The following is an 11,621-nucleotide window of genomic DNA, read 5'->3' on the forward strand; positions in this document are numbered from 1 at the left end:
ACCATGCAGGTACCCGAGCTCACCGATGCCGTCCGCCTGGACTGTGACGTCCTGGTCATCGGTGGCGGCACTGCCGGCACCATGGCGGCGCTCACCGCTGCCGAGAACGGCGCGCAGGTCTTACTGCTGGAAAAGGCCCACGTTCGGCACTCCGGCGCCTTGGCCATGGGTATGGACGGCGTCAACAACGCTGTCGTGCCGGGCAAGGCGACCCCTGAAGACTACGTCGCCGAGATCACCCGGGCCAACGACGGAATCGTCAACCAGCGCACCATCTATCAGACCGCGACTCGTGGCTTCGCCATGGTGCAGCGCCTCGAGCGTTACGGGGTCAAATTCGAGAAGGACGAGCACGGCGAGTACGCGGTGCGCCGAGTGCACCGGTCGGGTTCGTACGTGCTGCCGATGCCTGAGGGCAAGGACGTCAAGAAGGCCCTGTACCGGGTGATGCGGCAGCGCTCGATCCGCGAGAAGCTGCAGATCGAGAATCGGTTGATGCCGGTGCGCGTGCTGGTCCAAGACGAGCGGGGCGAGCGAAGCGACGGGAATGTTGTACGGCGTGCCGTGGGCGCGGTCGCCTTCAACACCCGCACAGGTGAATTCGTCACCGTGGCCGCCAAGGCCGTGATTCTGGCCACCGGGGCCAGCGGGCGGTTGGGTCTGCCGGCATCGGGCTATCTGTACGGCACCTACGAGAATCCATGCAACGCCGGCGACGGCTATTCGATGGCCTACCACGCCGGAGCCGAACTGTCCGGCATCGAGTGCTTTCAGGTCAACCCGCTGATCAAGGACTACAACGGGCCCGCATGCGCCTACGTCGCCAACCCCTTTGGTGGATATCAGGTCAACGCGCTGGGGGAGCGCTTTGTCGACTCGGACTACTGGTCCGGCCAGATGATGGCCGAGGTGAAAAGCGAGATCGAATCCGCCCGCGGCCCGATCTATCTGAAGGTCACCCATTTGCCGGACGAGACCATCACCGCGATGGAGAACATCCTGCACACCACCGAACGGCCGACCCGCGGCACGTTCCACGCCAACCGCGGCCACGACTACCGCACCCACGACATCGAGATGCACATATCCGAAATCGGTTTGTGCAGTGGGCATTCCGCATCCGGCGTGTGGGTCGACGAGCATGCCCGCACCACGGTGCCCGGCCTGTACGCCGCCGGTGACATGGCCTGCGTCCCGCACAACTACATGATCGGGGCATTCGTCTATGGCGATTTGGCCGGTGAGCATGCGTCCTCGACGCTGGCCGATGTCGCGGCGCCGGTTGACCTTCCGCAGGACCAGATCGCCGAGGCCCACGAGCTGATCTACCGTCCGCTGCGCCATCCCGATGGTCCACCGCAGCCCCAGGTGGAATACAAGCTGCGCCGATTCGTCAATGACTATGTGGCACCGCCCAAGACGGCCACCAAGTTGTCCATCGCGGTGCGCACGTTTGAGCGGATGGCTGAGGAAATAGAGCAGATGGGTGCCCGCACCCCGCATGAGCTGATGCGTACGGTCGAGGTTTCGTTCATCCGAGACTGCGCCGAGATGGCGGCCCGGTCGTCACTGACCCGCACCGAATCACGCTGGGGCCTTTATCACGACCGCGCCGACCTCCCTGACCGCGACGACGAACAGTGGCGCTACCACCTGAACCTGCGCAAGGGCGCCGATGGTGAGATGCAGTTCCTGAAACGGCCGGTGGCTCCGTATTTCGTCCCGGTGCCAGAGCTGGACCACCTGCCGTCGGAGGACGCCGTGGCGCACGTGCACCAACCCGACCTGGTCGGCGGCCGGGCCCCGGTGACTGCGGGATCGCGGCTACGGCCGACCGAGCCGTTCACTGCGCCGTCACCGCGTATCGCACAGGTGGTCGCACTGGAGGAACCCACGCTCGATGACCTGTCGACCTACCTGAGCGACGCGGATGCCGGGGTGCGTCGTGCCGCGGTGGCGTCGTTGGTGGAAAGCCTGCCGGACGGCTACCAGCCGGCGCTGGTCGCCGCGCTCGGAGACCAGGACAGCGCGGTCCGATCGGAAGCGGCCGACGCCTTGCGTGAGTTGGTCGAGGTGCTGCCCGATCCGGCCGCGGCTGTACCCTATGCCGAATCGGCAGATCCGGTGGTACGGGCGGTGACGCTGTACGTGCTGAGTTCGCGGCGCGTCGGGTCTGCCGCGATCTACCGTGCGGCGCTCGATGATCTGGATCACCGGGTACGCATCGAAGGGGTGCGCGCGCTGGTGTCTGTCGACGACGCCGACGGGGTGGCCGCGGCCGCCTCAGATGACAACCGCGAGGTGCGAATCGCGGCGAGCAACGGGCTGGCCACCCTGCGATCGGGCATACCGACCGTACGGCGGCTGCTCGGTGACCGCGACCCGCTGGTGCGGGCGGCGGCGCTGGCCGCGTTGGCCGCGGTCGGTTGCGCCGCGCAGGACGTTCCGGAAGTGCAACGGGCGCTGAGGGAATCGGCGTGGCAGCTCCGCCAGGGTGCGGTGCGTGCGTTGTCCGGTGCCTCGCCCGAGCTGGCGGTGGAGCCGCTGTCGCACGCGCTCGGAGATCCGCATCTGGACGTGCGCAAGGCTGCGGTGCTGAGCCTGACCCGGTGGGCGGAATCGGAGCAGTCGGCGCGTGAGGCACTCGGGATCGCGCTGGAGGACGGAGACGCCGACGTCCGCGCCTACGCGCGCCACGCGCTCGCTACTCGGGGGTGAATCGATACTCGGGCAGGTCGATGGATTGCGCGGTGGCGAACCATTTCCGTGTCGCATACCGGCGCAGGGGCCAGCGCTGTACCCACTTCATCGCGCTGGCCGTCGTGGCGATGTCGCGTTCGGACATCGGTGCGTAGCCATCCAGGCCGGCGGGTAGGTCTTGGCATCGGGTGACGTAGGGGCGCAAGACCGACTCGTATCGGCGCAATGCGCCGTCGATTCGGGCCGCATCCATCGACGCTGCCGGCCCGAGTTCGCCGGCCAATACGTAGGCGCCGACGAGCGCCAGGCTGGTACCCATGCCGGACAACGGCGACGCGCAGTAACCGGCGTCGCCGCACAGCGTCACCCGGCCCTTGGACCAGGTGTCCATGTGCACCTGGGCGAAGGCGTCGAAGTAGAAGTCGTCGGCTTGCTTGGCGCCGTCCAGCAATTCGTCGCAGTGCCAGCCGGCACCGTGAAAGCGTTCTGCCAGCAACGCCCGTTGCTGGTCAAGGTCCCGGCGGTCGTATTCGATGGGCTCTGATCGGAAAGCCAAGCCCGCCTTGGCTGTTGACGCATCATGGGATGGCCGCAGTGAGGCGTTGAGCCCACCGGCCGCCTGGTACATCAGATACCAGCCGTCGACGCCGACGGTGTCCGGCGTGGTGAACCACGCATGGTATCCGCCCAAGGGACGGATGAATTGTTCCTCGGGGCCGAAGACCAGCCGCCTGACCGCCGAGTGCGGGCCATCCGCGCCGACCACCAGATCGACCCGCAGGACGCGGCCGTCGGTCAAGGTGGCCTCGACGTGGTCGTCGTGTGGATCGAGTGCGGAAATCTTTGTGTCGAAGAGGTATTCGGTCGCGTCGCGGGTGGACTGGAAGAGCACGTCGGCCAGATCACCGCGCAGGATCTCGAGCTTGGACACGATCCCGTTACCGTCGAACGCTTCGACCGGCATTTCGGCTCGCCTGGTCCCATTGGACCGGACCCAGGCCACCCCGCGCTGAAACAGTGAGCGCTCGGTCATCGCCTGCAGCAGGTTCATCCTGGCCACCACGTCACGGCCCGCGCCGCGCAGGTCAACGGTCTGCCCACCGGTCCGGATGTCCGGTGAGGCTTCGACCACCACCACGTGATATCCATTGCGGGTCAGCCAGTAGGCCAATGCGGGTCCGGCGACGCCGGCGCCGCTGACGAGGACAGTCGGCTGCGTCATGACCAGAAAGGGTATGCCAGCCTTATCGCTCGGCGCCTTCCGACCGCAGATTTCCGACACGGCCCCACCGATTCGCTTTTAGTCTGGGTTCATGGCGGACATCGATAGGCGGACGGTTCTCAAGGGCAGTGCAGTAGCCGCAGGCGCAGCGGCTGCCGGTATAGGTGGTTACCAGTTCCTGGGCCAACCCCACTCCCGTGACGGGGCGGGCAAGCCCAACATCCTGGTGATCATCGTCGACCAGATGCGAAGTCCACAGTGGTTCCCCGGGGCCAAACAACTCGGCGAGCTGTTGCCCAATTTGGATCGGCTACGGCAGCGCAGTGTGTCCTTCGAATCACACTACACCGCGTCCAACATGTGCACACCCTCGCGCGGTGTGCTGACCACCGGTCTGTATTCGCACCAGACCGGTTGCCTGTACACCGGCGAGGGTCCCACCGAATCCACGCTGGCGCCACGCTTTCCGACCTGGGGCACCATGCTGCGTGAGCAGGGCTACCGCACCTGGTGGTGGGGCAAATGGCACCTGGGTCACGAAGGGGACAACACGCCGGACGGTCTGGACGCCCACGGCTTTTCCGGCGGCACGTATCCGTCTCCCAATGGCGCACCCAACCAGGGGCTCAAGGTGGACCACACCATTGTGGACCAGTTCGACGGCTGGTTCGCCGACCACGCCGGCAGCGGACCGTGGTGCACCACGGTGTCGCTGGTCAATCCGCACGACATCTGCTGGTGGCCGAGAAATCCACTGCCCGACGATGTTCCGCACGTCTTCAGCGCGCCGCCGGTCAACTTCGAGGGTCCCGACGACATGCGTCGACGCGGCAAGCCGCAGCTGCAGATCGACTACATGAATTTCATGTCGCCGTTGATGACCGGTGCGGTGCCGTACTCGGGTCCGCAGTGGTCCGCGCAGTGGGCCCGCTGTCTGGACATGTACCTGTGGCTGCAACAACAGGTGGATGTGCAAATCGGCCGGGTGCTCGACACGGTGGCCTCACGCCCCGACATCGAGCGCGATACCGTCGTCATCTTCACCTCAGATCACGGTGAGTACGCCGGCTCGCACGGCTTGCGGGGCAAGGGCGCGGCGGTCTACGAGGAATCGATCCGCGTTCCGTTGTACGTCCATGATCCGTCGGGCCGACTGACGCCGAAGCCGGGTAGTGCCCGTACCCAGCTGACCTCGAGTGTGGATCTGGCTCCGCTGCTGCTCACGCTCGGCACCGGTGGCACCGGCTGGCGCGCCGAATCCCGGTATGCCTATCTGAGTGACCGGGCGGACATCGCGGCAGTGGCCTCCGATCCCGGAACCGTCGGGCGGCGCTGGGTAGCCCACGCCACCGACGACATGTCGGTGGAAGAGATGGTGACGCTGCTGAAATCACCTCTGGCACAGTCGATCTTCAAAGGTGAGTCGATTCCCACCGACATCCCGACCTCGGCGCCCAACCACATCGTCGCGGTGCGCACCGCCGATGCCAAGCTGGCCAGGTACTCGTACTGGAAGCCCGGCGGCATGCAGATCGACACCACCCGGCGCATCGACCAGGAACTGTACGACTACCAAACACCCTCTGGCATACAGGAACTCGACAATCAGGTCGGCCGAAGCGCGAAGCAGGCCGACCTGGAGGCCTTGCTCGACCATGACGTGCTGCCCGAACTACAGGCGCCGCTGCCGACATTCCTGCAGGACGCGCAGGAGCAGGGCATGGCCGATATGCAACGACTGGCGGCGGCGCGGGCGGGCTAGCGGGCCGGGCCGCCGATCAGGCGTCGGAGCGGATCAGCAGGGCACGCACTTGTTGCCATTCCAGATCCATCCGGGGCCGCAGCCCATGTTGCCTGTGGTGCCGTGGCAGTCCAGCGGCTGCACGATGGCCGACTGGGTTGGACTGTAAGTCGTTGTGTCACCGGGAGTCTGGGCCGCTTGGGCGGTCGCTGCCAGTCCGGATTGGCCGGTCAGGAGCGCCGCTGCCGCAGCGAGAAAAATTACTTTTCGCATCGAAACCTCCTGTGTCGAGCAGCGGGGCGGAGCCCGACGCGTCAGATGTTACGCGCACCCGTCAATTTTTTCGGGAATAGAAAAATTCCCGAAAATACCGAAACTCGACCCTTTTACAGACCCAATGCCTGATACGTGCGTTTGACGAATTTCGGCTGTGCCGAACGCAATTTCGCCAACGACGTATTGCCGGCCACTGCCGCGGCGGCATCGACGTTCAATTCGGGCTGGTTCTGGATCAAATAGATGACGATCAGGTTGGCACTCGGGTCGGCCTGCCACCAGGTGCCGTATGCGCCCGGCCAGCTGAAAGTGCCGATCCCACCGGGGCCGTAGAACGGACGGGATTTGGCGTCGTCGGTCACCACCGACAGGTTCAGGCCGAACCCACGGCCGATCCAGAACGGCGCACCCAGGAACTGCTGGCTCTTTTGTTCGGCGGTCAACCGATCGGTGCGCATCACCCGCGCCGATTCTTTGGACAGCACCCGTATACCGTCAACTTCGCCGTCACCCAACAGCATTCGGGCGAACGCCAGATAGTCGTCGGCGGTGGACCAGAGCCCACCGCCACCGGCGCTGAAGGTCGGCAGCACCACTTGCGGCGGCCCAAGCGATCCGGGTTGCAGAGTGACGCCGTCTCCCGCCGGGACCAGCTGATACATGGTCGCTGCCCGCCTGCGGCCCGAGGCGGTCACCGCGAAGCCGGTGTCGACCATGCCCAGCGGGCCGAAGATGCGCTCCGCCAATACCTCTGGCAGCGGTTTGCCCTCGATGCGGGACAGGATGAACCCCAGGACGTCGGTGGACTGGCTGTAGGTCAATTGTTCGCCGGGCTGATGCGCGAGCGGCAACTCACCCAGAGCGGCCAGCCACCGGTCAGGATCCTGCAGTGTCTGAATCTTGGTGTAGGCACGGCTCAGTGGTGGCGGCACAGAGAAGCCGTAGGCCAGCCCGCTGCGGTGGGTCATCAGATCGTCGATGGTGATCGGACGACGCACCGGTACCGTCTGCTCCAGCGAGCCGGTGAGGCTCGTCATCACCCGTGGGTTGGCCAATTCGGGCACCCACTGGGAGATGGGGTCGCTGAGCGCCAGGCGGCCCTCGTCGACCAGCGTCATGGCCGCGGCGACGGTGATCGGCTTGGACATCGACGCGATGCGGAACACGGTGTCGCGCTCCATCGGCAGCCTGGCATCGACGTCACGGTGCCCGAGGGCGCCCGCCTGCAGCACCTGGCCGTCCTGCCACACCAGAGTGACCGCGCCGGCCAACAGCCCGGCATCGATCGCAGCGTTGACCGATTCGGTGTTCGCGTCAAGATTCACCTCAGCCACGTTAGCCTGCGTCATCGGACACTTAGTGGGCACCGAGAAAGGCCAGAGGTGAGCAGTACAACAGCAACCGGCGCCACGCGTGGGCAGGCCATGAACAAGGTGGCGTTCGCCAGCTTCATCGGCACCGCGATCGAGTTCTACGACTTCTACATCTACGGCACCGCCGCCGCGCTGATCTTCCCGCACGTGTTCTTCCCGCACCTGAGCCCGACCATGGCGACGATCTCGTCGCTGTCCACGTTCGCGGTGGCGTTCCTGTCGCGCCCGATCGGTGCCGCGGTGTTCGGGCACTTCGGAGATCGATTGGGCCGCAAGAAAACTCTGGTTGCCACGCTGCTGATAATGGGACTGTCCACCGTCGGCGTCGGCCTGGTGCCCAGCTCGGCGACCATCGGCATCGCCGCACCGATCATCCTGCTCGCGCTGCGGCTGCTGCAGGGATTCGCGGTCGGTGGCGAATGGGCCGGGTCGGCGCTGCTGTCCGCGGAATACGCCCCGGCCGACAAACGCGGAACCTATGGCATGTTCACCCAACTCGGTGCCGGCGCCGGCCTGGCCGTGAGCAACCTGGTCGTGCTCATCGCCAACGTGACCATCGGAGAAAAGAGCCCGGCGTTCCTGTCGTGGGGCTGGCGCTTGCCGTTCCTGTTCAGCGCTGTGCTGCTGATCGTTGCGCTGTACGTGCGGCTGAGCATCGACGAGACGCCGGTGTTCGTCGCCGAGCAGAAGCGGGGCGCGGTACCGCGGGCGCCGCTGTCGGCGCTGATGCGGCTACAGACCCGGCAGGTGCTGCTGGGTGCCGGATGCATGGTCGGCATTTTCACCATGAGCTTCCTCGGCGGGACATACCTGATGAGTTACGCCAGCACCCAGATCCACCACCCGCGCAGCCTGATACTCGCCGTCGGAGTGTTGGCCGGGGTGACCCTGATGGTGTTCTCGGCGATCTCTGCGGTGCTGTGCGACCGCTACGGCCGCCGCCGCATCATTCTGGTGGGGTTCGGTCTGGCGCTGCCGTGGGCGTTTCTGATCATGCCGCTCATCGACTCGGGCTCACCGGTGGCTTTCGCAGTCGCGATCACCGGTATCTTCGCGATCTTCGGGCTGGCTTACGGGCCGATCGGGGCGTTTCTGCCGGAGACCTTCGCCACTCGCTATCGCTACACCGGCGCCGGCCTGGCGTTCAACCTCGCCGGAATCGTCGGCGGCGCCCTCCCGCCGCTGGTGGCCGGACCGCTGGTCAGCGCCCTCGGCAGCTGGGCGGTCGGCCTGATGATCGCAGTCTTCGTGCTGGTCAGCATCGTGTGCACCGTGGTGCTGCCCGAAACCCGCGGCGCCGAACTAGAGGACGTGCAAGATGGCATGGCGGACGGCGACGCCGTGGCGGCCTGCTAAGCTACGCGGCTAGTTAGACGTCCTTTAACGATCCGTCCAGAGAGGCGGAGAAGGAGGTCCGGTACTCGTGGCTGCCCACGACACTGGCGTGCCCGGTGAATCCACCGACCGAGAATTGCTGTCCGCCGCAGATGTGAGCCGGACCATCTCGCGCATCGCCCATCAGATCATCGAAAAGACCGCGCTGGATGCGCCCGATGCCCCGCGGGTCGTGCTGCTCGGCATCCCGACCCGCGGCGTCACCCTGGCCGCCCGGATCGCGGAGAAGGTCAAGGAATTCGGTGACGTCGACCTGCCGCACGGCGCGCTGGACATCACGCTGTACCGCGACGACCTGAACTTCAAACCCCCGCGGCCGCTGGAGTCCACCTCGATTCCCGCAGGCGGCATCGACGACACCACAGTGATCCTGGTCGACGACGTGCTGTACTCGGGCCGCTCGGTGCGCTCCGCGCTGGACGCGCTGCGCGACATCGGCCGGCCCCGGATGGTGCAGTTGGCCGTGCTGGTCGACCGCGGGCACCGCGAGCTGCCGATCCGCGCCGACTACGTCGGCAAGAATGTCCCGACCTCGCGCAGTGAGAACGTGAAGGTTCGCCTCTTGCAGACAGACGGGTACGACTCCGTCTCGATCGCCCCGTACGGAGGACCCGCCAGGTGAAACATCTGCTGTCTGCTGCGGATCTGAGCCGCGACGCGGCCACCGCGATTCTCGATGACGCCGACAAGTTCCGCGAAGCCTTGCTGGGGCGCGACGTCAAGAAACTGCCGACGCTGCGCGGCCGCACCGTCATCACGATGTTCTACGAGAACTCCACCCGCACCCGGGTGTCGTTCGAGGTGGCGGGCAAGTGGATGAGCGCCGACGTGATCAATGTCAGCTCGTCCGGATCGTCGGTGGCCAAAGGCGAATCGCTACGTGACACGGCTCTGACCCTGCGCGCCGCCGGTGCCGATGCGTTGATCATCCGTCACCCCGCTTCTGGTGCGGCGCAACAGCTTGCAGCCTGGACGGTGGACGGCACGGGCGGACCCAGCATCATCAACGCGGGGGACGGTACCCACGAACACCCAACCCAGGCACTGCTGGACGCGTTGACCATCCGCCAGCGCCTCGGCGGTATCGAGGGGCGCCGGGTGGTGATCGTCGGTGACATCCTGCACAGCAGGGTGGCCCGCTCCAACGTCTCGCTGCTGTCCACTCTGGGCGCTGAGGTGGTGCTGGTGGCGCCGCCGACGCTGCTGCCGGTCGGGGTATCCGACTGGCCGGTGACGGTGTCGCACGACCTGGATGCCGAACTGCCCGCGGCCGACGCGGTCCTGATGCTGCGGGTCCAGGCCGAGCGGATGAACGGCGCGTTCTTCCCGTCGGCCCGTGAGTACTCGGTGCGCTACGGGCTCTCCGAGAAGCGGCTGGCCGGGCTGCCCGACGGTGTGGTGGTGCTGCATCCCGGGCCGATGCTGCGCGGCATGGAGATCGCTTCCTCGGTGGCCGACTCATCGCAATCGGCTGTGTTGCAACAGGTTTCGAATGGAGTGCATGTTCGCATGGCTGTGTTGTTCCATCTGCTCGTCGGTGCGGGCCGGGAGGTGATCGGCGCATGACTGCGCACGCGAGGAGTGAGACGGCTTCAGTCGTGATCAGGGGCGTCCGCCTCTACGGCGAGGGTGATCCCGTCGACGTGCTGATCGCCGACGGCCAGATCGCCGAAATTGGATCGGAGATCGGGTCCGAAGCCGACGAGGTGATCGACGCCGCCGGGCAGATCATGCTGCCCGGCTTCGTCGATCTGCACACCCATCTGCGCGAGCCCGGCCGCGAATACGCCGAGGACATCGAAACTGGCTCGGCTGCAGCGGCATTGGGCGGCTACACCGCGGTGTTCGCGATGGCCAACACCGACCCGGTCGCCGACTCCGTTGTCGTCACCGATCACGTGTGGCATCGCGGGCAGCAGGTCGGCCTGGTCGACGTGCACCCGGTCGGTGCGGTCACCGTTGGGTTGGGCGGCAAGCAGCTGACCGAGATGGGGTTGATGGCCGCCGGCGCGGGGCAGGTTCGGATGTTCTCCGACGACGGCATCTGCGTCGACGACCCGCTGGTGATGCGCCGGGCGCTGGAATACGCATCGGGCCTGGGCGTACTGATCGCGCAGCATGCCGAGGAACCCCGGCTGACCGTCGGATCGGTTGCCCACGAAGGTCCTAACGCCGCGAACTTGGGTCTGGCGGGGTGGCCGCGTTCAGCTGAGGAGTCCATCGTCGCCCGCGACGCCATCCTGGCCCGCGATGCCGGTGCCCGGGTGCACATCTGCCACGCTTCCACGGCGGGCACCGTGGAACTGATCAAATGGGCCAAGGCCCAGGGGATTTCGATCACTGCGGAGGTGACTCCGCACCACCTGCTGCTCGATGACAGCAGGCTGGTCGACTACGACGGCCGGAACCGGGTGAACCCGCCGCTGCGTGAAGCCAGCGATGCCCAGGCGCTGCGCCAAGCTCTCGCTGACGGCGTGATCGACTGTGTGGCAACCGATCATGCTCCGCACGCCGAGCACGAGAAGATGTGCGAATTCGCCCATGCCCGGCCCGGCATGCTCGGCCTGCAGACGGCGCTGTCGGTCGTCGCACTGACCATGGTCGCGCCCGGCTTGCTGTCCTGGCGCGACGTCGCGCGCGTGATGAGCGAGGCGCCCGCAGCCATCGTCGGTCTGCCCGACCAGGGCCGGCCACTGGCCGTCGGCGAGCCGGCCAACCTGACCGTGGTGAACCCCGATGTCACCTGGACGGTGCAGGGCACCGAGCTGGCCAGCCGGTCGGCCAACACTCCCTACGAGGCGATGACGCTACCGGCCACCGTCACCCTGACCATGTTGCGCGGCAAGGTCACAGCGCGGGATGGGAAGTCGCCGCTGTGATTGCCGAGATGGGGCCCGTTTGTCCGTTCGGGCGA

At 66.3% G+C, this 11,621-nt stretch carries 8 protein-coding genes; 6 read left to right on the top strand and 2 right to left on the bottom strand.

Annotation, left to right across the window (positions count from 1 at the left end):
• The first annotated feature begins 3 nt into the window (after positions 1–3).
• The gene (locus tag ABIA30_RS03395) at positions 4–2,718 is read left to right on the top strand and encodes a fumarate reductase/succinate dehydrogenase flavoprotein subunit (protein ID WP_370063289.1); all 2,715 of its coding nucleotides are present in this window, start codon (positions 4–6) and stop codon (positions 2,716–2,718) included.
• Here the strand turns inward: ABIA30_RS03395 and ABIA30_RS03400 are convergent.
• Positions 2,705–3,922 (bottom strand): FAD-dependent monooxygenase, encoded by a 1,218-nt coding sequence (locus ABIA30_RS03400; protein WP_370062061.1) that lies wholly within the window; start codon positions 3,920–3,922, stop codon positions 2,705–2,707. The two genes, ABIA30_RS03395 and ABIA30_RS03400, sit on opposite strands and share 14 nt — an antisense overlap.
• 91 nt (positions 3,923–4,013) lie before the next feature.
• Between ABIA30_RS03400 and ABIA30_RS03405 the strand changes: the two genes are divergently transcribed.
• Positions 4,014–5,684: a sulfatase-like hydrolase/transferase gene (locus ABIA30_RS03405; protein WP_370062063.1), complete on the top strand. Its 1,671-nt coding sequence runs from the start codon at positions 4,014–4,016 to the stop codon at positions 5,682–5,684.
• A 365-nt stretch (positions 5,685–6,049) separates the two neighbouring features.
• On the opposite strand, the gene ABIA30_RS03410 is transcribed toward ABIA30_RS03405, so the two are convergent.
• The gene (locus ABIA30_RS03410; RefSeq protein ID WP_370062065.1) at positions 6,050–7,264 is read right to left on the bottom strand and encodes a serine hydrolase domain-containing protein; all 1,215 of its coding nucleotides are present in this window, start codon (positions 7,262–7,264) and stop codon (positions 6,050–6,052) included.
• Between the two features lie 99 nt (positions 7,265–7,363).
• Here ABIA30_RS03410 and ABIA30_RS03415 point away from each other — a divergent pair, with 99 nt between their 5' ends.
• The 4 genes from ABIA30_RS03415 to ABIA30_RS03430 all read left to right on the top strand — a co-directional run bounded on the left by ABIA30_RS03415 (position 7,364) and on the right by ABIA30_RS03430 (position 11,586).
• A complete protein-coding gene (locus ABIA30_RS03415) occupies positions 7,364–8,668 on the top strand; it encodes an MFS transporter (protein WP_370063291.1) in 1,305 nt (434 codons plus the stop codon).
• A 67-nt stretch (positions 8,669–8,735) separates the two neighbouring features.
• On the top strand, positions 8,736–9,329 hold the full coding sequence (gene pyrR, locus ABIA30_RS03420) for a bifunctional pyr operon transcriptional regulator/uracil phosphoribosyltransferase PyrR (protein ID WP_370062067.1): 594 nt from the start codon (positions 8,736–8,738) through the stop codon (positions 9,327–9,329).
• The gene (locus tag ABIA30_RS03425; protein ID WP_370062069.1) at positions 9,326–10,273 is read left to right on the top strand and encodes an aspartate carbamoyltransferase catalytic subunit; all 948 of its coding nucleotides are present in this window, start codon (positions 9,326–9,328) and stop codon (positions 10,271–10,273) included. Before pyrR ends, ABIA30_RS03425 begins: the two co-directional genes overlap by 4 nt.
• Positions 10,270–11,586, top strand: coding sequence for a dihydroorotase (locus ABIA30_RS03430; protein ID WP_370062071.1), 1,317 nt, complete (start codon positions 10,270–10,272; stop codon positions 11,584–11,586). Before ABIA30_RS03425 ends, ABIA30_RS03430 begins: the two co-directional genes overlap by 4 nt.
• Positions 11,587–11,621 lie beyond the last annotated feature (35 nt).

The organism is Mycobacterium sp. MAA66, from assembly GCF_041261665.1.
In the GTDB taxonomy this organism is placed as follows: domain Bacteria; phylum Actinomycetota; class Actinomycetes; order Mycobacteriales; family Mycobacteriaceae; genus Mycobacterium.